The 25,869-nt window shown below is 35.4% G+C and carries 24 protein-coding genes, 1 tRNA gene and 1 pseudogene; 14 read left to right on the top strand and 12 right to left on the bottom strand.

Annotated features, from left to right (window positions below):
• Positions 1 to 9: 9 nt before the first annotated feature.
• Positions 10 to 2,367 carry a hypothetical protein gene (locus OOK84_RS04330; RefSeq protein WP_264731169.1) on the top strand — a complete coding sequence of 786 codons (2,358 nt, stop codon included), beginning with the start codon at positions 10 to 12 and terminating at the stop codon, positions 2,365 to 2,367.
• 10 nt (positions 2,368 to 2,377) lie between these two features.
• Here the strand turns inward: OOK84_RS04330 and terL are convergent, their stop codons facing one another.
• A complete protein-coding gene (gene terL, locus OOK84_RS04325) occupies positions 2,378 to 3,805 on the bottom strand; it encodes a phage terminase large subunit (protein WP_264731167.1) in 1,428 nt (475 codons plus the stop codon).
• Between the two features lie 60 nt (positions 3,806 to 3,865).
• Here terL and OOK84_RS04320 point away from each other — a divergent pair, with 60 nt between their 5' ends.
• Entirely contained in the window at positions 3,866 to 4,966 is a 1,101-nt protein-coding gene (locus OOK84_RS04320) for an alpha/beta hydrolase family protein (RefSeq protein ID WP_264731165.1), read from the top strand.
• A 47-nt stretch (positions 4,967 to 5,013) separates the two neighbouring features.
• On the opposite strand, the gene OOK84_RS04315 is transcribed toward OOK84_RS04320, so the two are convergent.
• The 3 genes from OOK84_RS04315 to hflK are packed head-to-tail and all read right to left on the bottom strand — an operon-like array spanning position 5,014 to position 8,411.
• Positions 5,014 to 6,498, bottom strand: coding sequence for a DegQ family serine endoprotease (locus OOK84_RS04315; protein WP_264731163.1), 1,485 nt, complete (start codon positions 6,496 to 6,498; stop codon positions 5,014 to 5,016).
• Between the two features lie 3 nt (positions 6,499 to 6,501).
• Positions 6,502 to 7,374, bottom strand: a complete 873-nt coding sequence (hflC, locus tag OOK84_RS04310) for a protease modulator HflC (protein WP_264731161.1) — start codon at positions 7,372 to 7,374, stop codon at positions 6,502 to 6,504.
• Positions 7,375 to 7,376: 2 nt separating this feature from the next.
• Entirely contained in the window at positions 7,377 to 8,411 is a 1,035-nt protein-coding gene (hflK, locus tag OOK84_RS04305) for an FtsH protease activity modulator HflK (protein WP_264687825.1), read from the bottom strand.
• A 454-nt stretch (positions 8,412 to 8,865) separates the two neighbouring features.
• Here hflK and OOK84_RS04300 point away from each other — a divergent pair.
• Positions 8,866 to 10,363: pseudogene (locus tag OOK84_RS04300) on the top strand (actin-bundling T4SS effector WalE1 family protein); the annotation flags it as partial.
• A 428-nt stretch (positions 10,364 to 10,791) separates the two neighbouring features.
• Here OOK84_RS04300 and OOK84_RS04295 read toward each other — a convergent pair.
• Positions 10,792 to 11,040, bottom strand: a complete 249-nt coding sequence (locus OOK84_RS04295; RefSeq protein ID WP_264731159.1) for a hypothetical protein — start codon at positions 11,038 to 11,040, stop codon at positions 10,792 to 10,794.
• Positions 11,041 to 11,148: 108 nt separating this feature from the next.
• Here OOK84_RS04295 and OOK84_RS04290 point away from each other — a divergent pair, with 108 nt between their 5' ends.
• The 4 genes from OOK84_RS04290 (at position 11,149) to OOK84_RS04275 (ending at position 12,365) form a co-directional block, all read left to right on the top strand.
• Complete coding sequence (locus tag OOK84_RS04290; protein WP_264731158.1) at positions 11,149 to 11,337, top strand: hypothetical protein; 189 nt, start codon at positions 11,149 to 11,151, stop codon at positions 11,335 to 11,337.
• Between the two features lie 42 nt (positions 11,338 to 11,379).
• Entirely contained in the window at positions 11,380 to 11,715 is a 336-nt protein-coding gene (gene cutA, locus OOK84_RS04285) for a divalent-cation tolerance protein CutA (protein WP_264731156.1), read from the top strand.
• Positions 11,706 to 11,780, top strand: a tRNA-Gln gene (locus OOK84_RS04280). The genes cutA and OOK84_RS04280 overlap by 10 nt, the downstream gene beginning before the upstream one ends.
• Before the next feature lie 18 nt (positions 11,781 to 11,798).
• The gene (locus tag OOK84_RS04275) at positions 11,799 to 12,365 is read left to right on the top strand and encodes a hypothetical protein (RefSeq protein ID WP_265016699.1); all 567 of its coding nucleotides are present in this window, start codon (positions 11,799 to 11,801) and stop codon (positions 12,363 to 12,365) included.
• Between the two features lie 7 nt (positions 12,366 to 12,372).
• Here the strand turns inward: OOK84_RS04275 and OOK84_RS04270 are convergent, their stop codons facing one another.
• Together OOK84_RS04270 and OOK84_RS04265 are read right to left on the bottom strand one after the other, a co-directional pair.
• The gene (locus OOK84_RS04270) at positions 12,373 to 12,660 is read right to left on the bottom strand and encodes a hypothetical protein (RefSeq protein WP_264687830.1); all 288 of its coding nucleotides are present in this window, start codon (positions 12,658 to 12,660) and stop codon (positions 12,373 to 12,375) included.
• Between the two features lie 891 nt (positions 12,661 to 13,551).
• Entirely contained in the window at positions 13,552 to 14,199 is a 648-nt protein-coding gene (locus OOK84_RS04265) for a heme exporter protein CcmB (RefSeq protein ID WP_264731154.1), read from the bottom strand.
• Between the two features lie 107 nt (positions 14,200 to 14,306).
• Here OOK84_RS04265 and OOK84_RS04260 point away from each other — a divergent pair, with 107 nt between their 5' ends.
• On the top strand, positions 14,307 to 14,699 hold the full coding sequence (locus tag OOK84_RS04260; RefSeq protein ID WP_253302608.1) for a TraR/DksA family transcriptional regulator: 393 nt from the start codon (positions 14,307 to 14,309) through the stop codon (positions 14,697 to 14,699).
• Positions 14,700 to 14,871: 172 nt separating this feature from the next.
• Here the strand turns inward: OOK84_RS04260 and ubiB are convergent, their stop codons facing one another.
• Both ubiB and OOK84_RS04250 read right to left on the bottom strand, forming a co-directional pair.
• Positions 14,872 to 16,302 carry a 2-polyprenylphenol 6-hydroxylase gene (ubiB, locus tag OOK84_RS04255; protein WP_264731152.1) on the bottom strand — a complete coding sequence of 477 codons (1,431 nt, stop codon included), beginning with the start codon at positions 16,300 to 16,302 and terminating at the stop codon, positions 14,872 to 14,874.
• The gene (locus tag OOK84_RS04250; RefSeq protein ID WP_264731150.1) at positions 16,299 to 17,039 is read right to left on the bottom strand and encodes a metal ABC transporter ATP-binding protein; all 741 of its coding nucleotides are present in this window, start codon (positions 17,037 to 17,039) and stop codon (positions 16,299 to 16,301) included. Before OOK84_RS04250 ends, ubiB begins: the two co-directional genes overlap by 4 nt.
• Between OOK84_RS04250 and OOK84_RS04245 the strand changes: the two genes are divergently transcribed.
• Positions 17,031 to 17,912 carry a zinc ABC transporter substrate-binding protein gene (locus OOK84_RS04245; RefSeq protein WP_264731148.1) on the top strand — a complete coding sequence of 294 codons (882 nt, stop codon included), beginning with the start codon at positions 17,031 to 17,033 and terminating at the stop codon, positions 17,910 to 17,912. The genes OOK84_RS04250 and OOK84_RS04245 overlap by 9 nt on opposite strands.
• Positions 17,913 to 17,986: 74 nt before the next feature.
• Here OOK84_RS04245 and OOK84_RS04240 read toward each other — a convergent pair whose 3' ends face one another.
• Both OOK84_RS04240 and rpmG read right to left on the bottom strand, forming a co-directional pair.
• Entirely contained in the window at positions 17,987 to 18,262 is a 276-nt protein-coding gene (locus OOK84_RS04240) for a helix-turn-helix domain-containing protein (RefSeq protein ID WP_264687833.1), read from the bottom strand.
• Positions 18,263 to 18,287: 25 nt separating this feature from the next.
• Complete coding sequence (rpmG, locus tag OOK84_RS04235; protein WP_064124823.1) at positions 18,288 to 18,488, bottom strand: 50S ribosomal protein L33; 201 nt, start codon at positions 18,486 to 18,488, stop codon at positions 18,288 to 18,290.
• Positions 18,489 to 18,637: 149 nt separating this feature from the next.
• On the opposite strand from rpmG, the gene OOK84_RS04230 reads away from it, so the two are divergent.
• The 5 genes from OOK84_RS04230 (at position 18,638) to OOK84_RS04210 (ending at position 25,429) form a co-directional block, all read left to right on the top strand.
• The gene (locus OOK84_RS04230) at positions 18,638 to 20,401 is read left to right on the top strand and encodes an Rne/Rng family ribonuclease (RefSeq protein WP_264731146.1); all 1,764 of its coding nucleotides are present in this window, start codon (positions 18,638 to 18,640) and stop codon (positions 20,399 to 20,401) included.
• Positions 20,402 to 20,488: 87 nt separating this feature from the next.
• Positions 20,489 to 22,411 (top strand): molecular chaperone DnaK, encoded by a 1,923-nt coding sequence (gene dnaK, locus OOK84_RS04225; protein WP_264731144.1) that lies wholly within the window; start codon positions 20,489 to 20,491, stop codon positions 22,409 to 22,411.
• A gap of 88 nt (positions 22,412 to 22,499) precedes the next feature.
• Positions 22,500 to 22,784, top strand: coding sequence for a BolA family protein (locus tag OOK84_RS04220; protein ID WP_253309613.1), 285 nt, complete (start codon positions 22,500 to 22,502; stop codon positions 22,782 to 22,784).
• Between the two features lie 7 nt (positions 22,785 to 22,791).
• Positions 22,792 to 24,033 carry a cystathionine beta-lyase gene (gene metC, locus OOK84_RS04215; protein ID WP_264731140.1) on the top strand — a complete coding sequence of 414 codons (1,242 nt, stop codon included), beginning with the start codon at positions 22,792 to 22,794 and terminating at the stop codon, positions 24,031 to 24,033.
• Positions 24,008 to 25,429: a Mur ligase family protein gene (locus OOK84_RS04210; RefSeq protein WP_264731138.1), complete on the top strand. Its 1,422-nt coding sequence runs from the start codon at positions 24,008 to 24,010 to the stop codon at positions 25,427 to 25,429. Before metC ends, OOK84_RS04210 begins: the two co-directional genes overlap by 26 nt.
• A 151-nt stretch (positions 25,430 to 25,580) precedes the next feature.
• Here the strand turns inward: OOK84_RS04210 and OOK84_RS04205 are convergent, their stop codons facing one another.
• A complete protein-coding gene (locus OOK84_RS04205; RefSeq protein ID WP_264731136.1) occupies positions 25,581 to 25,814 on the bottom strand; it encodes a hypothetical protein in 234 nt (77 codons plus the stop codon).
• Positions 25,815 to 25,869 lie beyond the last annotated feature (55 nt).

Raw genomic sequence — 25,869 nt, 5'->3', positions numbered from 1 at the left:
GAGGTAGTTATGGGTATAAAAGAGCTGGTTAATGCGTTTAACTTAAATAATTATGCTTGTGATAAAATCAGTACTAATTTTACTGTGGAAGGTAAAAAGATTGTTGGTTTATTTGCTGGCGATACTAATATAGGAGAATATCTGCGAAGAATGGAAAAGGAGATAATAGGGCGGCACTATGGCACTAGAGAGATAGCAAATGAATATTATAACTTAGACTGTTTTCCATTTGTTTCAGGTGCTAATCCTGATAAAGAGGATTTAGGTAATGGCATAGTGAAAGTGAAGCTTGCAGATTCTAAGGATCCTGCAGTAATTCATAACTTGAAGGTTCATCTTGCTAGTGAGTTTAAGAGAGCTGTGAGATCCAAAGTGGCTGCATGTCTACAAGAAGTAGGGATATCTGAGAAAGAAGCATATGAATGGGTCAAGGAAACTGTTGGAACAGGAGCGATAGGCAAGCCTTATTTGTACTGTATAGCTTTTAGCAACCAATACCTTAAGAGGGAATATGATTTAGAGACTTTTGAATTTTTTAAGCAGGCATATATTAAAGAATTTAACTCAAGGTTAGAAAACTGTGGCCTTAAGAGTTCAAACTTTTATGAATATAAAGATGATATGTTATATATTAAAGATGTGAGTGATAAGGTAGTCAGGAGTGTGGCAGAATATGTTAAAGGGCGAATAGCGCTTTATTTGGGAACTCCAGGCACAGAAGATTCTAAAGTCGAAAATTTTAAAGATGTTCTTGGCGATTTTATTTTTAAATTGACAGGGAAATCAATTAATGCCTATGAGTATGATATTTTTACGGATAAAAAGACAATAGAGAAAGGTAATAATTTTGTCCTTATACCTTTAACAAAAAGATATAGTGGTCAGCTTGAATCTTTAAAGCATAAGGATGCATACAAAGTTAATATAATACATAAAGATTTTGTAAGTGATATTAGAGGTAAGACTGCAAAACCAAATGTTGCCAGTTATGAAAGCCCAGTTTACGCTATCTCTAACAGAAGAATTGCTCAGTTACTTCCTGAAATTATGCAGTCTCCAATTGCATATAATGAAAGAAACGGATGTTTTGAATTTGCAGTTGATCTTGAGAATTTTAAGAGACGTGGCTCGAGTCGATTCTCCTCAACAGTAAATTCTCCTATACATGCAGGACCGAGTGGACTAAGAACACCGCCCAACCAAAGGAAAGCAGACAGTGGTTATGATAGTAGTTCACCTCCGAAACCTAAGGATTCTGTTGCACATTCTTCAAGTAGCGATCCAAGATCATCCTTTGAAGAGATACAGGAGCCACAGTCGTGTTTTCCCAGGCGAGGGGTGCTGCCGCATAATGTAGGCGCTGCTGAGGTAGGTGCTGCTGAAAGTGGATCAGCAGGGACTAGTGCTCGGGCTCAGCAAACGAACCCTTGTTTATCACAAGGCACGTCCGGAAATAAATGGCAGCCACTGCAATTTACTGAACCAGGATTTAGTGGTTTATCATTGAAAGGTGCTAATGAAAGCACGTCAATAGGGAATAGTACTTGGTATGTGTCATTATCAGGTTCTCCAGATTTGGGGATTCTTGGAGATTATCCAAAAGGTACGGAGAGCATTTGTGGTGTGGAACCTGAAAAACAGCAAGTTAGTGATGAGTGTTCTGAAGCAAAGTCACAAGAGAGTGAATCTCCGAAGAAACATGGGGGTGGTCTCCAAAGTACAATAAAAAGTTTCCTTTCTTCACCTTCTAAGCCTAAGCAACATGACGCAAGCTTGAAGCGATGTGATGTAGGGCGTGATACGATGCATTCAAGTTTAAGTGCTCCTGGGGATTTTGTAACTGAAAAACCACCTCTTTCTGAACGATCTGCCTCAGAAAGAAGAGCAAAAAATAATTCACCCTCAAAAGAGACTTCTCCTGTACATTCTACAATTATTGGTAGTATTCCAGGACTCCCTTCACAAGGTACTACCGTGGTAGAATCTAATAGTGGACTAAAGTCGCAAAAACGTCTTGATCTTGATCAGAGGGAGGAACTACGCCCATTTCTTTCTTCTGAGATGAAGGAGAAGCTAGACTCCAACTCTTTCTCCCCTGGGGAGGAGCAGCATTTATATTTGACGCATACTCCTTCGGGGAAATGCGAGATAACAAAATCTTTCGAGAGTCCAGAAGAGAACTTAATGCGATGTGTAAACGCACAATTACCGTCATCTGATAACCTTAGTTCTGAAAAAGTTAATAGAGATAGTAGCTTTTGTTCTATTGGATCGGCTTCTCCTGCTGTGCCACATAAGGGAAGTGTCTCTTCAGAGCTTAAACATCCGCAACAGGTAAAGCATATGTCAGAAGCTTTGGGGAAATAAATTTAGGTTTTTAGATATACCTTAACCATCTAAGCGTTTTATTAGGGTTGGGGCCAAAGTCCCTGACCCTGAAAGCACTGGTGTTAGTTTTTCTCATCCATTGCAGATATTGCACGGTACTATCCACTTGATCATAGTGGCGAGCTTCTGGGAACATTAAAATTTCGTACTCAAAATCATTGAGCCATACTGCTTGCTGTGGCAAAAAAACCCTGCCAGACTCTATCACCGGAACAATTTGATAAAATCGAGTGAGTTTGTCATTGTGTGGCACTATTTCAATAATCGGTAGATCGCTATTTGCCTTTAGCTCTTGTGTTAATTGCTGACCACTTGTTTTTGCTTCGATCAAAATTGCATGTGGTGCCCATCTTGCAGCTAGTGACAGAACTTGCTCTTTAAGCTTTGGATACTCAAGCTTTGCTCGATATACATCAAGTAAATAGAATTTATTATCTATTTTTGCCCAGGTGGTGCAGACGCTAAAGTCGCTGGAATCGTTTGTTGAAACTGCAGTGTCCCAGCTTTGAGTTACATGTGAGAGATTATCAGGGAAATTTTTATAGCGCTTTAGCCACTCTTGTTTTATTATACCACTTGAAAGCGGCAGGGGGTTTTGTTGATATTGAGCAGCAAAAGCGTAACTCCCGAGTTCAACTTTTATCATCTCAACTTCTTCTCTTCCTCCCTCCAGGGGATATAATAACTCATTCTCTTCTCTTGAATATAAACCTTTTTCTAGTGTCGTAATTGAGTTGATTATCTCCACTTTTTCAGAAATCATTGGCAAACAAATGTGATGCCATATGTTTTTTGGCTTGGATAAGAGGTGCCCAGTTAAGTCTTCCAGGTGCAGCCTGTGCATAACAAGCACAATTACTCCTTTTTTTCTATCGTTGAGCCTCGTTACCAAAGTCTGATCGAACCAATTTGTAACACGCTTTCTAAACGTTTCACTCAAAGCTTGAGCAGGGTTAAGCGGATCATCCACAATAATAAAATCACCACCTTCACCGGTTAACGTCCCTCCAACTGATGTTGCGATTCTGTATCCTCTCTGCACTGTTTGGAATTTATATTTAGTGTTCTGGTCTTTGGATAATTTTACCTCTGGAAACAGCTCTTTATACCAATCAGATTGCATTATGCACCTGGTATCAAGCGAGTGCTTTTCGCTGAGCAGCCGAGAATAACTTGCAACTATTATTCTTGCGGTTGGTTGATTTCCCAGTATCCATGCGGGCCACGCAACGCTTATGCACATGGACTTCATTGAACGCGGAGGCATATTGAATATTATGCGCCTTACTTCGCCAGCATTCGCTGCTTTCAGCCTGTCTTCTATGACTTTTATGTACTGATAATCATTATACTCACATCCCGGCACCACCGTTTGAAAGCACAGTTCAATGAATTTTAAAAAGTTGATTTTATTCATGAGGATTGACTCTTTTAAAGATTTTATGTATTATGAAATTGATGTAGTGAGAATTAAGGTATGACAGCAACGGAAAGAGTAAACACTAAGGAAGAGTTCATAAAAACTCGAAATGGGATAAAAATCCAGACAATAACGCTTCCTGGTAAAAATATAGATCAAAACAATAATCAAAGTGAAAAACATCTAATATATTTTATTGGCGGGAATAGAGCGTTAAAATCTAGCAAAGATTATACCCAAAACTGGGATTGGGCTACAGATCAAGGTATTACTGTCCATCTCTTTAATTATCCTGGACTTGGCTTAAGTAGAAACAGCTCATTGATACGTAGCAATAGAGTTAAATCTGGTATAGCAGTTGTAACTAACTTATTGGAAAAAGGTATAAAACCAGATGATATCATATTGTTCGGAGACTGCCTGGGTGGACATGTAACTGCAGAGGTTCATAAAAATTTTAAAGATAAGGATATACATTTGAGATGTATCGTTAGCAATGCTGCTAGTTCACTCAAACAAGCGTCTCTTTATTATTTTTGGTTCATAGCGAAATTAAAAATTTTTCTTGCTCCGATAATCAAATTAGTACTAAAGATTTTTGGTTGCCATTGGAAAACACACAAAATTATCAATGCAATTACTCCTTACATGATGTACTTCAATCGAGAGGGAGACAAGACGATTAAACAACCAGCGCAGCTTGCGACAAAAATAGAAAGAATAGAGCAAAACGGTAGAGGGAAAGATTACCAAAAAAAAGAAATCTTTGAAGATTTTGAGGAATATGAAGAATTTTTCAAGCAACATACAATATTAAGAAGGAATGATGAATGTATTGATCCTAAAAAAGCTGATAAAGATGTACACAAATTGCCAATTACATGTTTAAAATCTTACAATGAAGTTGGTTACACTTTTCCTGAGTTGATTCGTTTATATATTCAAAGGACAGATGAATATTTTACTAAACATGGTTCACTAAATGATGAGAAGAAAGTTGAAGAGTTTAGAAGAAGTAAATTTTATGAAGATTTTTCTGGCTATACAAATTCAGAGAACTTCTTGCATAACCACGCTCACCCTTCGGGGTCATTCCAGCGCGTGAAGCTGGAATCTAGAAAAAAAGAAGATAGATCCCAGTGTCGAGCACTGGGGTGACAGGAAGTAACGCAAAATGTTGCCTTACAGAATAATCTGCAAGCCAGCTATTTCTTTAACTTTATTGAAGTAAAAAACTGATTTCCATTGCGGTAAATGAGCAACATTATTGAATCTTTACCGTTTTTCTTTACTGCTGAATCAACTTGTTTTTGAAAATCATTAGTATTTTCTATATCGGTTCCATCTAATTGGATAATAATGTCTCCTTTTTTAATACCACGCAGCGTGGCATTACTGTTACTATCTACATTAATAACTATCACACCTTTTGTAGGATTACTTTCTTTTGATTCTTTTGGCAGGTTTGAAACAGTTAAACCAGTTATGTAATCGGATGTTGATTTATTTTCTTCTTGATTATTACCTTGACCATCATTTGCAGATTCTTCAATCACAACCTTAATATTGACCTCTTTGCCCTTTCTAAGTAACTTAATTTGTACTTTTTTTCCAGGTTCAGTTCTTGAAACCATTTGAGGCAGTTGTGTCATTCTATCAATTTTTTTATCATCAAATTCTAATAATATGTCACCCACCTTAATTCCACCTTTTTCTGCAGGGCTATCCTTTACTATACTTGCAACCAGTGCACCTTTTGTATCTTTTAAACCCAAAGACTCAGCAAATTCTTTCGTTATAGGCTGAACTTGCACACCAAGCCAACCATGTTTTATTTTTTTGCCACTTTTTAATGTGTCAATAATTGACATAGCTAAATTAGATGGTATAGCAAAGCCTATACCCACGTTACCGCCAGACTCAGATGGGGAATAGATAGCGGTGTTAATGCCTATAACTTTTCCATTTAAATCAAATAATGGCCCTCCAGAGTTGCCTCTATTAATTGCAGCATCAGTTTGAATAAATTCATTCATAGTGCCGATACTAATGTCTCTGGACCTTGCAGATATAATTCCTGTGCTTACAGAGCTACCCAAACCAAATGGGTTACCTATTGCAATAACTGTATCGCCAACCCTTGCTGTATCAGAATTACCAAATGCAACAAAAGGAAGATCTTTATTAGAATGAACCTTAAGCACAGCAAGATCAGTTCTTGCATCATAGCCTAAAACTTCTGCTTTGAAATAAGTATTATCGTTCATAGTAACTGTGATATCTTGGGCGTTTTTAATAACGTGATAATTGGTTACTATAGTTCCACCTTTATCTAGAATAAACCCAGAACCAAGCAACACCACCTCTCTGTTAACACTAGGGCCCCTATCCATAAAAAACTGATCAAAATGCTCAAAAAATTCTCTAAAATCATCAAAGAAATTATTTCTTGGCATAAAAGGGATTTTAGTTCTATTGTTACTTTCTTGTTTGATTATTTGTTCGCTTGAAATATTTACAACCGCAGGAATGAGTTCTTCCACTAAATCGGCAAGTCCTTGATTACAGTTACATGCAGTAGTGCTAGCATCAACGACCTTTTTTGCATTCCAATCAAACATATTAGCGTATGAAGAAAACGCAATTAGAAAATATGCAAATATAGATAAAACAAATGCCTTACTTTTCATAAATTATTTCCATCCTTTGTTTAAAATATCTAAAAAGGTATTGTTTGGTGAAAGTACAAATTTAGTATTATTTTCGGCAAATGATTTACTGTAAGCGCTCATAGAGCGATAAAAGTTAAAAAACTCTTCATCAACCTTAAATGCCTCATTATAAATTCTAGTTGCTTCAGCATAACCACGGCCCCTTATTTCATATGATTCTTTTACTGCACTGGAGATAATTTCCCTTTTTAATTTATCAGCTTTTGATCTAACTTCCTGCCCAGCTTGCTCTCCTTCTGCTCTAATTTCTTTTGCTTCTTTTTCCCTTTCAGTTTGCATACGGCGAAATATTGCAGAACTATTTTCTTCTGGTAAATCTGCTCTCTTAATTCTTACGTCTATTATTTCTATGCCAAATTTTTCAGCTTCAGAATAAACTCCACGCTGAATCAATTGCATAACCTCTGATCTTTTTTCATTCAACAAACTAATCAACGAAAATCTGCCTATATTTTCTCTTATGTGTGCTTCTATAACCGGATACAATCTTCTAACCAGCCCTGATTCATTCCTCACAGCCTGGTAAAAAGTAACAGGATTTGTTATTTTATATTTTGCATACGCATCTACTATAATACGTTTTTGATCCGCTGTTATCACTTCCCTTGGGATCTTATCAGGACTTAAATCTAAAACTCTTTTATCAAGAAACTCTACACTGTTTATGAATGGTAACTTAAAATATAAGCCACTTTCTCTAACATCTCTTACAACTTTACCGAGTTGTATAACTATCGCTTGCTTTGTTTCTTGCACAACAAATATTGAATTAGATAAAACAATCAATAAAACAACAAATACAGAAACAAAAACAATTTTAATATTACTACTCATGGTTATTTCCCTAAATTTGTAAGAGGTAAATAAGAAAACATACCTTTCAGATCATCAGTTACAACAACTTTGTCTACCTTACTGAAAATATTTTCCATAGTTTCAAGATAAATACGATTCTTAACGAGAGAAGGATTCTGTCTATATTCCTCATAAAGAGATAAAAAGCGATTTGCATTACCTTTTGCTTCATTTATTACTTCATTCTCATATGCCTCTGCATCTAATTTTATCTTTATCGCTTCACCCTTTGCTCGAGGTATAATATCGTTATTATAAGCATATGCTTCGTTTATAGTACGCTCTTTGTCTGCACGAGCACTTTGTACATCTCTAAACGAACTGATTACTTTTTCTGGTGGATCAATTTTTTTCATTTGAACAGATAAAATCTCTATGCCCATTTGGTATCCATCAAGAATCTGCTGCAATAGAATTCTAGTATCTCTAGAAATTTCTGGTCTGCCTTGACCAAGTGCAAAAGAGATCGTGTTTTTACCTATTATTTCTCTCATGGCACTTTCAGCAGCATTTTTAACACTGAAACCGGGTTTGTAATCCCGCACTTTGAATAAATAGTCCTTAGCATCTCTAACGCGCCACTGAACCTCGAAGTTAACGTTGACTATATTTTCATCTCCAGTTAGCATCACACCTTCACCGCGATCTGTGTCTCGCCCATAAGAATTACTTACCCCAATTTCTTCACGATTTACTTCCTTAACATTCACTTTAAAAACCTTGCCAATAGGGTAGGGGAAGTGATAACGCAAACCAGGTGTTTCTGTATTAGAATATTTACCAAAGGTAAGTTCTATACTTTCCTCACTAGGATGGACAATATAAAAGCCAGTGCAAGCATAGAACAGTAAAATAATGAAAATGATGAAATAAGGTTTTTTGCCCCTGTTTCTGGTTAATCCATTAAGAAAGAATCTTACATCAGATACAGCTTTACTTAAAATATCTTCATTATTAGGAGTTTTGTTCCCTACCGGTTTCTTTCCCAAATTCCAAGGATTATTCTCATCAAACATAACGATTGATTCTATAATTAATACGCTAATATTACTTCTTTAATAAGAAAATGCAAACATAAATTGCTATTTTATTTACAAATTAATCATCAGGATGGAAAACATGATCGTACACTTCCTTTTCTCTATGTAGTATGGTCGACTCTATAGAATTTTCTGGCTTTTTTTTGAATTCTTTGTTGTCACTCTTTAAGTGCACTACGTCTTCGTGAAAATGGGAATTATACCTAAATAGTAAAGCTATTATTATTAAAGTTATAACAGCCAAAAAGATGAGTGCCCTTTTTATGCACCTCATAAATACTCCGGCTTCTTGACCTAATTTTCTACGCTTCCAAAAAACACGTCAAGCAGAATTATTCAAAGACAAATGAACATTAACAGTCAAATTAACACTAACTTAAGAATCGAGGGTGTACAATATGAATATATTTAATTAATAGTGAGGTTTAAAATGTTAGCCAGTAAACAAACAAATTCAAGTCCTGTTAAAAAAAATTCTCCTTTCATGGAAACTGTGCAGGATAAACTAAAAGATATAAAAAATTTCTCTAATTGGTCTGCAAAAGAGCAAATGATTGCAGTAGGTGCAGTAGGTGTGATGTTTGGTGCATTACTTCCATTTGTGGCAGTTGCTTTACCGGTTGCTGCAACAGGTGCAATAGTTGCCCTTACTCTATTTTTTGCTTATAAAGCAGTTGAATACACATTCAAAGGGCTCAAATGGTCAGAAGAAAAAACAGTTGATGGGGCGAAATATACTGCCGAGAAAGTTAAGGACGCGTCAGTATATACTGCAGAAAAAGCAAGAGAAGGTTATCATTCAGTAAAAGGAGCTATAAGTTCTGTGAGACGAGCAACAAGAGAGGGAACTGGTGCTACGTTAGGAAAAATGGGGCGCAGTTTAAGTAATTTAAGTGAAAGTATGTCTAGTTTAGACGCCATTCCATATTCAATAGGTAACGAAGGTCAAACTGTTGTTTTGAAAACAGAAGAAAAAACAAGGAATTTCAATAGTGTAAAGGAGATGTTTATTAAGGAAGTTCTTGAAGACAAAGCCGTGAATAGCTCTGCTTTAACTAAGGAAATATTTTCTAAGCTGGGAGAAAAAATATTAGAGAAAGCTTATTCTGTTGGTGGTCCACAAGGTGCCAAAAAGGACCAGTTGATCAATCAGTTGAAACAGCAAGCAGATTTTGTCAATAAATTAGACGCTAAGAAGTTGCAAAATTTGTTGTCTAAAAATAATAACAATCTTTATGAAATTTTCTCTGAGCATCACGATGAAATTAAGAGGATTATTGGAGAATGTAAAAGAGAATACGAATTTGATCAATCTGTGAGGCGTAACAACGCAAAAGACGCAGAAGAAAGAAAAGCTAGTAAGTCTTTTTCACTTTCATCAGTCTTTTCACTGAGAAGAAAAGACTCTACACAATCAACTAGCAGCTTGTCAAAAAGCAGTTCACTAGATTCTGTAAGGACTGACAGTACTGTTAGCAGCGAAGCGGAATTGTTAAATCCTGCGAAGCATAAAGAAGTGAAAACAACTGCTCCATTTAAAGTGCCATTATGGTTGGGGGGTAAAAAAGCACCAGAAGAAACTACTAATGTTAAATATCAAGTTCTTTCTGAATCAGACACGTTGTCTAGACAAGTAGGAAAGAGCACTTTTTACGTTGATACTCCTATTCCCATTGAAAATACTGGTAAAACTGCAACAGCAGGAGGAAGACTTTCTGGTAAGCAGCCTATTCCAGTTGCTCCACCAGAACTACCTAGAAGCGCCTCATTGACTAACTTAAATGGACAAAGTTCTTTCAGTGAAGATGTTCTCAGTGATCCTATTGTGGCGCAAAACCTGGATAGTTTGAGTAACAGAACTCTCACTCGCAGTAATTCTTTTGATAGTGGAAGAGGTTCATCTGATTCTTCTACACCGAAAAGAAAAAGTCCTTTTATTAATTTGGACCCCTTTGGCAGGGTTGATAGTGGAGATTTACCTGATCCTCTTATACCAAAGAAGCTAAATCTTTCTCAAAATAACTTATCCGAAGCTCGTGCAGAACTGAAAAAAACAGGTTATCTGGACAAACTGGTGGGACAGCCTTCTACGGAAGTAGGTGAAAATAGCGTTCATCATCTTGCAGGTGTGAAAGTGAAAATGGACTAAGCAAAATCACTCACCTTCTTCAAAAGGATGTTACTCAATGAGTAACATCCTTTTTTTGTTTTTAAACTATAGAAAAATCCCAGCGTTATGCGCACAACCGTATGAACATTATGATTTCTCCACTAGGGAAGGTGTCATCCCAGTGCCTTGACTACTTGGATCCAGGAATTTTATTAAGTTGGGAAGCATAAAAGTAGCCGTTTTATGTTAAAATACAACATTTTGATGATTATGAAAAGGCTGGATTCCAGCGTCAAGCGCTGGAATGACATGGTGAGGCGTCATCCTGCTGCTCCTTTCTTGCCATCCCAGTAGCCTCCTTTTTTTGTCATCCCAATACCCCCTCTTGTCATCCCAGTAGCCTCCTTTTTTTGTCATCCCAATACCCCCTCTTGTCATCCCAGCGCCCTCTCTTGTCATCCCAGTGCCCTTTTTTGTCATCCCAGTGCGTGACACTGGGATCTAGCCATTTCACGCAATCCCATCGAAAACGCTGTGTTTTAAAAAATGTTAGCCACTTTCATGTTTACCAACTTAGTGCTCAATCAAAATTCCTAGATCCCAGTGTCACGCACTGGGATGACATGGGAAGGAAGCACTGGAATGACAGAAGAGAGTGCTCGGATGACAGGGGAAGGAGGCACTGGAATGACAGAAGAGAGTGCTCGGATGACAGGGGAAGGAGGCACTGGAATGACAGAAGAGAGTGCTAGAATAACAGAAAAATCTCATCTATTTTCTCTTGATGAATAAACCTAAGTGGAGTATAGTAGAAATGCATTTACGTAGATTCTAATGAATAATTTAGTTTTGATTTATACAACTTTTTCAAGTTTGAAGGAGGCTAAAACTGTTTCTGAAGAATTGTTAAACGAGAAATTAATTGTATGTGTAAATATATTTCCCGAAGTGAATTCTCTGTATTTATGGGAAGGTAAAATTAGTAATAGTTGTGAAGTAGTAGCAATTATGAAGAGCAAAAATGATCAAATTGATAAAATTGTAGAAAAAATCGAAGCAATGCATTCTTATGATCAGCCAGCTATTGCTGTGATGTCAATAGAAAAAGCAAATAAATCTTTTACTAATTGGGCTAATAGTGTTATTGATGTAAGTAGTATTGGGGTGTAGCCAAGTGGTAAGGCAGCGGTTTTTGATACCGTCACGCGAAGGTTCGAATCCTTCCACCCCAGCCATATTGAAGTGGGTGTGAAATGATATCACTTTTCTATAAATTAAGATTATTGAATTATATATTAGGTAGTCTAAAAGATATAATTGTGAAACTGTTTCTCTTCACAATGTATCTTTACACATCCAGCATTGTGCTCATGTTTCTCAGCAATGGTTTTTGGTATGCTGTAGAATTTGGCTCTTTCAAAAATGCGTTTTACCATTTATTTCAATATTGCAAGTGGTATTATGAAAATAGGGAAGACCTCGGTTACGGAATTTCTATTCGAATATTAGTAGCATTCCTTACTCCGCATTTTCTCTATAAGTTGTTCCTTAGCACAGGCTGGAAGTCTTTTTTAAAGGAAAAGATAGTGCAGATACTCAGCACAAGAAGAAAAAAGGGTAGTGAGTTCAGTAACAGTAGTAAACCAAGTGGCAGTAGTTATAGTGATAAGAATAATTACAGCAATAACAGTGAGCATCACGCTCAAGATGCAAAGCGGAAAGTAAACATAATAAAGCAGCTATTAATCAAAGATATAGAGGCAACTATAGATAGGAGATTGAATGATATTTTTTTCGGTAAAAGGAGTAAACCTCATTAAAAAGGCTTTATCTAGTAAGGCTTTTTAAGATTGGCTGTATTTTGTTTTTTACGTATACCGGATCACAATCAGCCAATATACATGTGTGTGCAAAATCTTGACTAAAGTCCGATAACCAAGAAATCGCCTTACGTTTCTCTACCAAGCTTTCTGTTTTTTTACAGTGACTTGCTGCATCAGTCATTGCTTGCGCTATTACTGATTTCCACAGCAAATAATACCTTTGTATATCATCTGACGTACTATTTGTTTCATAGTGGTTAAAAAATTCTTTAAAATTGAAATTGTTTGACATAATGATACCTCTTTGGATTGAAATTTGAAATGATTTGAGTTTATGTTGCCACAGCAGATCCCGCTAACAAGTAGCGGGATGACGATTGTCAGGGTGTCATCCCAGTGCCTCTCTATAATGTCATCCCAGTAGCCCCTATAATGTCATCCCAGTGCCTCTCTATAATGTCATCCCAGTGCCTCTCTATAATGTCATCCCAGTAGCCCCTATAATGTCATCCCAGTGCGTGACACTGGGATCTCATTTCACTCTATAATAGCAGTGCTCCTTTCTTGTCATCCCAGTACTGATTAGCTATAAAATTTAAGAAATTTACCAAATAAAAAAAAAGGCAAAAGAAGCCCCGTGGTTGGCTAATTACTTACATTATACTTTCAAGTATGGCGTTTTTTTATTCTAAACGCTTAATAACCGCGATTTAGCTGCTTTTTAATGCAACTAACCTTTAGTCATAAATGTTTAAGAAATTTACTAAACAGAAAAAAAGGCAAAAGAAACCCTAGGGTAGCTAATTATTCACTATCCATTTTTTAAGTTGGCGTTTTTTGATGTTTTAAATGCTTTATAAGCGTATTTCAGCTTGTATAGGTAAAAACCTAGAAATTTGATAAAGACATAGAGTGCACATAGTGCAAAAAATTAAACATGAGACGCCAAATACGTTGAGTTTTTTTGTCATTTAATCTGTACAGAGAAGATAAATAAATAGCTTCAGCTTCATAATAAGGGGCTGGCGGAGTTTGTCAAGTAAGTTTTTTCGTTTCTATGTTGTCAGCTACTTGCATGACACCATTTGTTGTAAACTCACTTTTTCTTGATTTTTTGGTTTATCTTGTCTACCTATTTTGCCACTCTGCTAAACGGATACCTACTGAATAACAGTAAGATTTTTCAATCCTGTTCCACAGCAAATTTTAGTGCCATGTGAGTAGTTATAGTGCTGTTAACAATCAAAACGACAAAAATTAACATGGTGATTAGTAGTGTATAAATATTCAAGGACAAATTTTCAAATTGAGTTAGCATTTTAAAATACACAAAGGTTGGTATTATCATTGGCAAAACAAGGATTTGCGATACTCCTGATGCTAAGTTGTTTCGACCAATCATCAATGCATTTCCAGTAGCTGAAATATTAATGATTATCAGCGTATTAAATAATAAAGACACTCCAACTGCTATTGAGTGTTCAATACTATTGCCTAGAACTGCAAAGCTGAATATGGAAGAAACCACTGAAATCGGTAGCCCAAATAATAACCAGTGAGCGAAAATTTTATAAGCAACTATAAGCCTAGAAGAGAGTGGCTGTACAAAGATTTGCTCTAATATTCCATCATGATAATCAGATGTAAACAAATTATTTGTAGAGATCTGCAAAACAAATGTAGCACATATCCATGTTAATGTTAACATAACTTCTTGTTTATTGTTGTTTTCAAGTGTAAATGAAGATAAACTTAACATTATAATAAAAATACATACTATATAGGTAAGGTTCTTACCATCTATTACTAATTTTTTTACTAAGTCGATCATACTAGGCTTTTAAATGTTTATTATAAATTATAGTGTTTACTTTGAGGGTAGTATAATTTTTTGTTCATAAGTTATATAGGTTTTATTATTTTTTTGATAATGCAATTATGGAAAAGTTACCGAAAATAAAGTCACCAGAGGATTATACTCCTTCAGAAGATGAAGAATATATGAGCGTAAAACAACTGGAATACTTCAGCTTAAAGTTACAATCAATACTCGCTGAGTTGGAGAAACAAGAACTAGAAGATAACAGTATTGATACATACTATTCTGATGGAGATAGTGGAAATGAGGAATTAATCAAGCGCCGAAAAGATAGAAAAGAAAAGATTAAGGAGGCGTTAGAAAAAATAAAATTAGGCACTTATGGTTACTGCGATGGAACAGGAGAAGAAATAGGAGTCGAAAGACTTAAAGCTAATCCGCTTGCTATATATTGTATTGAAGAGCAAGAGAGAGTAGAAAAAGAAAAGAACGTGTACAACATTAACGATTAATTTACACATAAGTGGTGAGCTATTGGGCTTCAAGAGGAGCAAGAGGCGGATCAGGACTGAAGTATGTTATGCTATAAAGAAAGTGGAAAATTGGATATTCTCAACTCGACTCCTGCAGATTAAAAATTAAGTTGAATTAAAAATTGGGTTTGACGCAGTTTTTTCCCATAGTTTAAAAAATTAAAAATTTAACGATTAGAATTATAATTACAAACCACAGTAAAAAATAGACTTTTCCACTTGATTTATTTTTAACTTGGATGTTTTCTAATTTTTTATCAGCTATTAGGTTTAATTTTTCTATAAGGCTAAATATCCCTTGGATTGTTTTTACAGGATAAGAATTTCTAATTTTTTCCCTATACCCTATTTTACTTTCATGTTGACTGCTTATCCACGCTTCAACTACTTTCCACATATTGATTTCTGGGTAGATCTTTCTACATGTCCCTTCCAGTAAAATCATAGTTTTCTGCAGCAATAACAATTGTATTTGAACTTTCATATCAAAATCACCAGTTATTTTTAATAGCTGAGCAAGTAAACTAGCAAACGAAATCTTCTGTATAGGCTGCCCAATAATGGGTTCACCTATTGCCCTGCAAGCTGTGACAAAATTTCTATGCTGTGATGAAACGTAACCAGCTTTAAAGTGCATTTTTGCAACGTGGTCATAATCCCGATTTAAAAAGCCTTTGAGTATCTCTATAACGTAATAGCATGTCTCACGATCTATTCTACCCATGATTCCACAATCCAGGGCAATAATATTGTTATTACTATCAACCATTAGATTTCCAGGATGCATATCAGCATGAAAAAAACAATCCCTGTATACCTGACTACAAAACGATTCTATAAGATTGATAGCTATTTGCTTACGATTATTCAGTTTTTCAACTTCGTATATTGGTGTTGCTTCTATCCATTCTAATGTTAAAACCTTTTTTGCAGTTCTATTCCAATCTATTTCAGGTACATAAAAACCTCTGTCATTTTTTGTGTTTTCCTTTAGTTCTGAAGAGTGAGCAGCTTCAAAACGTAGATCTAACTCTAATCGGCAAATTTCAGCAAAAGTTTTGACTAATTCAATTGGCCTCAGCCTTTTTGATTGTTCGCTAAATTTTTCTGCAATTTCTGCGAGCCAAGAAAGCATTTTTATATCCCTTGAGAATGTTTTCTCAATATTTGGCCTTAAAACCTTCACAGCAACTTCCTTACCCTCAGTTGTAACCGCTCTATGCACCTGAGAAATCGATGCTGCTGCAATTGGCTTTTCAGAAAAGCTTGAAAAAATGTTGCTCAATTTACAATTAAACTCACTTTCTATAGTTTTAACTGCTATTTTATGTGAAAATGATGGCAATCTATCACATATCAATAACAAGTTATTTGTTATATCCTCATTTAAAACATCAGTACGTGATGAGATAGACTGCCCAAACTTAATGAACACCGGACCTAATTTTTCAAGAGCACACTTTAGCTTATGGCCTTGTATTTTATTTATTGATTTCTTTGATGGTGGAAGTAAATAAGGTAATATATTGTAACGTGTTAGCACTGTAGTTATGTGCAGAAGACGCAAAATATTTTGAATCATTTTGCTGCGTAACTGCTAAATATTTCATTTAGGGTTCTATTTTTCATAATCTCATCAGGCTTGCCTTGGCAATAGATAGTATTATTTATACAAATTACGTAATCTGAGGATGGTAGAGCAGAGTTAAGATCATGAGAAGTCATAAGAATCGATACCAATCGTTTTTTTGCTATTTTATTTATAATATCATAAAATTTAGCCCGCGCGTTAATATCCATTGCACTGACTGGTTCATCTAGAATGATCAAGTCAGGCTCTGCAATTAAACAACGTGCAAGCAGTAGTAGTTGTGTTTGCCCTGCAGAAGTTTCTAACACTTGATTCTTCAAAATGTTACCGATACCAACCAACTCTATCGCTTCTGTAATAATGGATTGATTTTTCTTTAGTCTTTTCAAGGAGCTATTTAAAAGGAAATATTCAACTGTTATTGGCATCAAATTACTAATACTAAAATTTTGCGGCATATAGCCAATTTTTATGTTGTCAGCAAATACGATACTACCGGTACAGCTTTTATTTATGCCAGCAATTGCTTTCACTAAAGAGGTTTTACCTCCACCATTTGGACCAAGTATTGTAATTACGTCTCCTCTTTCCATGAACATATTGATATTGTCAAGGATTCTTTTACCATCATATGTGAGAGCAAGATTTTCTATTTTTAGAACACGATTATTGACATTATTTAACTTTTTGGCAAAATTTAACTTCTTCTCAACGTTTATATGAGACATTTACTGCCTTTTTTTCTATTACTTTCATTTACACTATACTATAATATTGCCTTTTCATCCAATTTAAAAGTTGTAGCTACAATCAAACCTATCCACTCACTTGTAGCTTCTGTGACAGAAGGGATTTTAGAACCGGAATTGCTTGGCTATGCAACATCTGCGCATAATTATATATTAAAGCCTTCTGATGCGAGTAATTTGGAATCAAGTGATGTTATATTTTACACTGACGATAACTTAGAGACGTTTGTTCAAACTTTCGCCAAAAATAATAAAGAACTAGTGCAATTGTCAAAGGTAATCAACCTACTTCCTGCTCGGCCACATTCATTTTCTAGAAAAATTACCAATACTCAAGATGAAAAAGACCTACACATTTGGCTGAGTCCCGAAAATGCAAAGAGCATGGTACTTTTTATAAGTGCAACATTGTCTAAAATAGATAAAGAAAATTTCCATCGATACAACTCTAATGCAACAAAAGCCATAAAAAAAATAGACCAAGAAGTAAAAGAAATCGTGAAAGAACTGAATGATTTTAAAAATCAAAAATACATCGTCACTCACGATGCTTATCAATATTTTGAAAAATATTTTGGTTTAAATCACCCAAGCGCCATTCTTTCTATAGAAGAGGATTCGTACATAGGTATGAAGAGTTTAATGAAGCTAAAAAAGATAATGAAGGAAGAAAACGTTAAATGTATATTTGCTCATTCACAAGAAGATAGCATAAAGCCTAATGCTCTTTCTAATGACGCAAAAATGGTAGTTCTTGATCCTATTGGATCAGACATAGAGCCTGGAAAAGATGCATATCTAGCTATAATCAATAGCATTGCACAAAATTTCAAATCTTGTTTTGTTGAGTAACAAGTTCTTTTTAAAATGCCTCTGACTTACTGTTTTATTGTTCTGCATTTAAATCACCATTTGTCCTTTACATATTATACAGGTTTAGAATTATGCTTTATTCTTACGTTTATGTCTTGGTCCAATGCAATCAATAAGTTAAGCAAGTATTCTAAGGAAAACCCTTCGATTTTTGACCTATTGATTTGAGATACTTTAGGTTGATCAATCTTTAGAGCGCTTGCTGCTTTTTTCTGTGTTTTGTACCTCTTACTTATTAATTGTGCAATGACCTTTATTAATTTCAGTTTTGTATCTTTTACATCCCCCAACTCTACTATTATAGGATAACTTAATTGTAAATTTTGCATAATAATAAAATTCCTTATAAAAAAACTACTTTAATTTTTCTTCTTTAAATAATACGTGCCTTCTGACTACTGGGTCATACTTCCTAAACTCCAGTTTTCTGGTGAGCTTTTTTGGATTACGCTTTTTTACATAAAAATAGCCAGTTGATTTTTCTTCACCAGTTTTTGTTATCTTGATTGCAGTGCTGACTAACTTAACGAGCAAAGAAGCATTTTTTTTCGCCATACTTATAATGATATAATAAATTCTATGCGAGTTTATTACGCAAAACACTAAAAGTCAACCGAATAATGCAGATCTTAAAATTCTTGACAATCAACAGTGCATTAAGTAGCATGAAGTTAACTTCAGAATGAAAAGCAAACGGTAAATAAGTGGCAAATAGTGGCAAAAGGTTATTATTGATAGAAAATTCTGCCTGTTCTAATGAGGTAAGAGTTGCCTTATCAGTTAATAATAAGGTTGTAGAATTTGAACAAGAATTCAAGGAAAAAAAACAATTAAGAGGTAATATATACGTTGCTTATGTAAAGCGTATAGAGCCTTCTTTGCAAGCCGTATTTATTGAATATGGAAAAAACAAGCAAGGTTTTTTATCTTTCTCCGAGATATCTCTAGATTACTTCAATATTCCAGAAAAAGAAAAGGAAATTATCTTTGAGGGCTACTCAAATGACGATTGTACAGAAGAAGCTTCAGCAAATGTTTCTTCAGATTCTGCAGCTAGTAAGAATGTCAACGAGTTAGGTAGTGGTTTTGTAAGAGAGGTACCTTTATATAAAAAATACAAATTACAAGATGTTATTTCAGTAAATCAAAAAGTATTGGTCCAGCTAACTAAAGAGGAACGAGGCAATAAAGGAGCTTCATTTACAACATACATAACTTTAGTGGGTAGATACTGTGTTTTCATGCCAAATTCCATGAGTAAAGGTGGAGTGTCTCGCAGAATTGAAGATGCTAATGTCAGAAAGCAGTTAAAGGATATACTGAGTTCAATAAACTTGCCAAAAAGATCAGGTTTAATAGTAAGAACTGTTGGTTCAGGAAAAGATAAGAAAGAAATTGAGCAGGATTACAATTACTTATCCTCATTATGGCAGAGCATTCAAAAAAATGCCTTCTCTGTAAATGCTCCATCATTAATTTACAACGAAGCAGATGTAATTATGAGATCTGTTCGTGATTTTTGTAGCGATGGTATAGAAGTCATAGTATCTGGGAAGGAAGCTTTTGAAGCAGTGAGACAATATACTAAAAATGCATTAAAAGGTAGTAAGTTGCGTTACAGATTGTATAGAGGTTCTATCCCAATCTTTACTTACTATGGAATCGAAGATCAAATTTCTGAGTTATATAGCAATAGGGTAGAGTTGCCATCTGGTGGGTCTTTGGTAATAACTTTAACTGAGGCGTTTGTTTCAATAGACGTAAATTCAGGAAAGATGACAGGAGAAGATAGCATAGAAGAAACAGCTTATAGAACCAATATGGAAGCAGTACCTGAAATATCAAGACAGGTGAATCTTAGGGGCCTATCAGGATTAATAGTAGTCGATTTTATTGACATGTTGAAATATCAGTATTGCAGAGCTGTTGAGTCTGCTATAAAGCAAGCGTTTAAAGACGATAAAGCTAAAGTTCAATTTAGCTACATAAATGACTTTGGTTTAATGGTATTTTCAAGACAAAGAATTAAACCAAACATACAAGAAATTAATACTATAGAGTGTTTACACTGCAAGGGTATTGGAAGAGTAAAATCGAACGAAGTAATTGTTGCATCGATACTAAGGGATTTACAACACATTGCTCATAGGAACCAAAATAAGTCTTTTGATTTAGTAGCGCATAGTGCGGTTATAGCGCATATTTTTAATAATAAAAGGAATACAGTTTCTACAATCGAAAAAGAGTTTAATATTACATTGAACATTAGTATTGATAACAGTTTAGATGTAAATACATTTGTTTTAAAACAAGGAGATGATGTTAATTCAAACGGTTATAAGCCATTACAGAACTCTGGATACCAAATTGAGGATAGCAGCAATGAAGAAGTTGATAATTCAAATAAACTACGAGGCAATTTTTGGCTGACTAAATGGCTTTCGCGCTTTTTAAGTTCTAATAACTAATTAGAAACCCTAAATTGGGCTTGTAATTAATAAGTCCTATACTTATATATTCTTATATCAGATAATATTTACAATGGGGTACTCATTATGGGAAGAGCAATAGGCATAGATCTCGGAACAACAAATTCTTGTGTTGCAATAATGCAGGGCAAGGATACAAAGGTAATAGAAAATAAAGAAGGGGCAAGAACTACTCCATCTATAGTTGCATTTACTTCGTCAGGAGAAAGGTTGATTGGCGCTCCTGCAAAAAGACAAGCAACCACCAATGCAAGTAATACTTTTTTTGCTACTAAGAGATTAATAGGCCGTCAATACGGTGATTCTGAAATGAAAAATCTAAACGTGCCGTATAAAGTGTTTGCAGCAAAAAATGGTGACGCATGGGTTAAAACCACTGATAATAAAGAATACTCTCCTAGTCAAATTGGTGCATTCATACTACAAAACATGAAAGAAGCAGCAGAAGCTTATCTTGGAGAGGAAGTAAAAGATGCTGTGATAACAGTGCCAGCATACTTCAACGACTCTCAACGTCAAGCAACAAAAGATGCAGGAAAAATCGCCGGATTAAATGTGCTCAGAATAGTAAATGAACCGACTGCTGCAGCGCTTGCTTATGGTCTTGATAAGAAACATGGGCACACAATAGTGGTATATGACCTTGGTGGTGGTACATTTGATGTCTCAATACTTGAAATAGGTGAAGGGGTTTTTGAAGTAAAGGCTACAAATGGTGACACTCATCTTGGAGGTGAAGACTTTGATAACGCAATAGTGAGTTATTTACTAGATGAATTCAAGAAAAGTAATGGCATTGATTTGAAAAATGATCCAATGGCTATGCAAAGAATCAAAGAAGCTGCTGAAAAAGCGAAAATTGAATTATCAAGTGCAATGGAAACGGAAATAAATCTACCGTTTATTACAGCTGATGCAAGTGGTCCAAAACACTTAAATATGAAATTAACGAGAGCAAAACTTGAAAGCTTAGTGAATGGTTTAATCGAAAGAACTATGGCTCCTTGTAAAAAAGCTCTTGAGGATGCTGGTTTGTCTGCTAGTCAAATTGGCGAAGTGGTTCTCGTTGGTGGCATGACTCGTATGCCAAAAGTCATAGAGAAAGTTAAAGAATTCTTTGGCAAAGATCCACATAGAGGAGTAAATCCTGATGAAGTTGTAGCAATTGGAGCTGCAATACAGGCGGGAATCATTCAAGGTGATGTAAGAGATGTGTTACTACTTGACGTGACTCCACTTTCTCTTGGTATTGAGACTCTAGGAGGAGTATTCACTCCACTTATTGAACGTAATACTACTATTCCTACTAAAAAATCTCAGGTGTTTTCAACTGCAGAAGATAACCAAACAGCCGTTACAATTAAGGTACATCAAGGTGAAAGAAAATTGGCGGTTGATAACAAGCTACTTGGTCAGTTTAGTTTGGAAGGGATACCTCCTGCTCCTCGTGGAGTTCCTCAGATCGAAGTAACATTTGACATAGATGCAAATGGAATAGCACACGTTTCTGCAAAAGATAAAGCTACTGGAAAAGAGCAAAAAATACGCATTCAATCTTCAGGTGGTCTATCTGATGATGAAATAAATCGCATGGTAAAAGAAGCTGAAGAAAAAGCGCAAGAAGATGAAAAGCGCAAAAAGTTTATTGAAGTGAAGAATCAAGCGGATAGTTTAGTTCATTCTACAGAAAAGTCTCTGACAGAGTATGGTGATAAAGTTTCACCAGAAGATAAATCTGCTATTGAAAATGCAGTTAACGAATTAAAAGAAGTTAGTAAATCTGATAACATTGATGACGCTGATTCAATCCAGCAGAAAGTTACTAATCTTTCTCAATTATCTATGAAACTTGGAGAAGCTATGTATAATGCCTCACAACAAAATAGTGCTGGAAATGGCTTTTCATCAGAAGGGAATCCAAATGATAAAGAAGAAAAAGTAGTAGATTCTGATTATCAAGACATAGATAATAAGGAAGAGAATAAATAAGGGTGTATTGTTATATCACTTTGCCTGTCATCCCAGTGTCAGCTACTTGGATGACAAGAGGAGCATGTTGTTGCTTAAAGAAACCATTATGGATATTATTAAAACAATAGAAGAAAAGATACGCGATTCGATAGATGTAATTGATATCAACATTGTCGATGAATCAGCAAAGCATGCTGATCATTATTTTGCTTCATCTTCAACATTACCTTCGCACATTAAATTAATATTAATATCTGACGGCTTTATTGGAATGAGCATTCTAAAAAGACATAAGTTGATTTATGAGTTATTGAAGGGTGAGATAGAGCTAATACATGCAATTTCTCTTCACTTGTATACGCAAAACGAGTACAATTTAAAAAATAAATAATAAAAATGTGAAGGAAGAGTCTATATTAGTTAAAGCAGGAAGAAAATTTAATGACTATAAAGGTTCTATGAACCCGCCAGTTTATCATTCTTCTACCATATTATTTCCTACTTACAAGGACTACTTAAATGCAGCAAATGGAGAAAGTATATACGATGTAATCAACGATGGTGTTGCAAGGGATTATAGCTACAGTAATGTTGGTACTCCTACTGTCCATTATCTTTCAAATGCACTGGCTGAAATTGAAGGGAGTGGACAAGCGCTTATTTATCCTTCCGGACTATTTGCACTTACTTTTGCTATTTTGACTTTCACTAAAGCAGGCTCGCACGTTTTAATTCAAGATAATAGTTATTATAGGCTTAGGAGGTTTGCAGAAAATGAGCTACCAAAAAGAGGAACAGAAGTAACTTTTTATGATCCAACGCAGGATATAACTGATTTAATTCAGAGTAATACTTCATTGATAATGATCGAGACTCCTGGTTCTATAATGTTTGAGATTTCGAATATAGAGCATATAGTAAAAGTTGCTAAAGAACATGGAATCGTAACCGTTTGCGACAATTCATGGGCCACTCCTTTGTTATTTAAGCCGCTTGATTATGGAATTGATGTTGCACTATATTCAGTGACAAAGTATCTAGCCGGTCACTCAGATTTAGTTATGGGAGCTATTATTGCTGAAGGTGAAATTTTTAAATTGCTTTATGAGAGCTATAAAAATTATGGAGTAACCATTCAATCGCACGACTGCTACCTTGCACACAGGGGACTAAGAACACTGCACACACGTATGAAAAGGCACCAAAATACAGCAATGGAAGTGGCAAAGTGGCTAGAAGCACAGCAAAAAGTTAGAAAGGTTTTATATCCAGCACTTCCCTCCCATCCTCAACACGAATTGTGGAAAAGTTATTTCAAAGGAGCAAGCGGCACATTCAGTATAGTACTAGATAGAGAATATTCATGTGAAGAACTAAGCTGCATGGTTGATCATATGAAAATTTTTAGTATTGGTGCTTCTTGGGGAGGGTGCGACAGTTTGATATTACCAGTAGATCGTAGATCTATGTCAAGATCTGTAATGAATTCAGATTGTGGTGGAAGTTTCGTGCGAATATTTTGTGGACTGGAAGATCCTGAAGATTTAATCTTTGACCTTAATGACGCACTAAAAAGGTTACCATGTTTAGACTTTCAAAACGATGAAGTAGGACATGAAACTGAGAGAATTACTGCATGATATTGTTGATGTTAACTTTGACGTTGAAATCAAGGGCGTTACATGTAATCCCAAGAGAGTCAAGGAAGGTTATCTTTTCGTTTGTGTGTCAGAAAGGGATAGGATTTACATAGATCAGATATTATCTTGTGGAGCTAAAGCGATAATTGCAAGTGATTGCATAACAAATGGTGTCATTCCAGTGCGTGACGCTGGAATTCATATTTTCCACCCAAATCCTCAAGAAATATACAGCGAAATAGTCAGCAGGTTTTATCAATTCAAACAGCCCAAATATGTTGCTGCTGTAACGGGTACGAATGGTAAAACTTCAGTAGTAGAATTTTGCCGCCAGATCTGGCAAAACTCTGGCTATAATGCTGCGTCTATTGGAACACTTGGAACATGCATCAATAATGGTAGAAAAGGTAATAGCAACAGTCTTACCACTCCAGATGCAGATGACCTTTACGCAACATTGCGTGGTATAAATGTAGAACACTTAGTGTTAGAAGCATCAAGTCATGGGATTGATCAATATAGAATCCATGGATTAAAGTTGAGTGCTGCAGCTTTTACTAATTTCTCGCAAGATCATTTAGATTACTATAAAAATCTTGGTGAATATTTAGAAACTAAAAAAAGGTTATTTTACGAGGTATTACCAGAAGGAAAAACAGCGATTTTAAATGCGGATATAGATGAATACTACGCGTTGCTTAAGATAGCTGAAAAACGCAGCAACAAAATTATCACCTATGGAAAAACAGGCTCTGATATTACTTTATTGGAGCAAACACCAACCCCTAATGGTCAACACCTTACAATAAAAATTGGTGGTGAAATTTATGATACGTTTTTTCCGGTTCTGGGGCAATTTCAAGCATATAATCTGTTGTGTGCAATGGGTATAGTTACCTCGTCTGGACTGAATTACAGAGAAATATGCGTAGAAAAACTCGTTTCTCCATCAGGAAGAATGGAAAAAGTGAAACCTTTTGCATTTGTGGATTACGCTCATACTCCAAGTGCGCTTAAACAAGCCCTATTGTCTTTAAAATGGCACTTCAATAAAAAAATAATTCTAGTTTTTGGTTGTGGTGGCAATCGTGATCAAACAAAACGCGCAGAAATGGGTAAAGTAGCACAAATATATGCAGACAAAGTGATAATCACGGATGACAATCCGCGTGATGAGAATCCTGCAGAAATTCGTCGTGGTATTTTACTACATTGCCCTAATGCGCTAGAGATAGAAGATAGAAGAGAAGCTATAGAGAAAGGAGTAGATATTGCCTATAACGAGGGTATGATTCTGCTAGTTGCAGGAAAGGGGCACGAAAGATTTCAAATCATAGGGAATCAAACCTTTGAGTTTAGTGATGTTGAGGTTATTAAAAGTAAAGTTTTATCTTGACCTATATACTCTGACCAATTTCCTGTACAGAGCTCTCTGTTTCTTCCATTTTAGTGTTAGGTTTTGACATTACGTACGCAATGCAAACAGATACTAATGCAATGGATACAGATATACCAATAGTTACTAGTATAGGTAATTCAACAATGTATCAAATACCCGCCACTATCAATGCAGTTGCAATACCACCTACAGCAATCATTTTTGCTTGCCTTTTTTTCTTACATTCCATTTCTCTCTTATGTTTTTCTTCTTCTGCTTTCTTTAAAGCAGCAGCCTCTTCCTGATGTTTTTTTTCCTCTGCCTCCTTTGCAGCATTTTCCTTATGCTTCTCTTCTTCTGCTTTCTCCAAGACAGCAATCACCTCTTTGTCTGTAGCAAACATACTGGGAATGGAATTATTATTATCTAGTGCTAAAGGACTAGCTCCTTTATTTAAC

It is taken from the genome of Wolbachia endosymbiont (group A) of Sphaerophoria taeniata (genome assembly GCF_947250735.1).
Taxonomy (GTDB): Bacteria; Pseudomonadota; Alphaproteobacteria; order Rickettsiales; family Anaplasmataceae; genus Wolbachia.
This window is presented reverse-complemented; position numbering and strand designations above follow the sequence as displayed.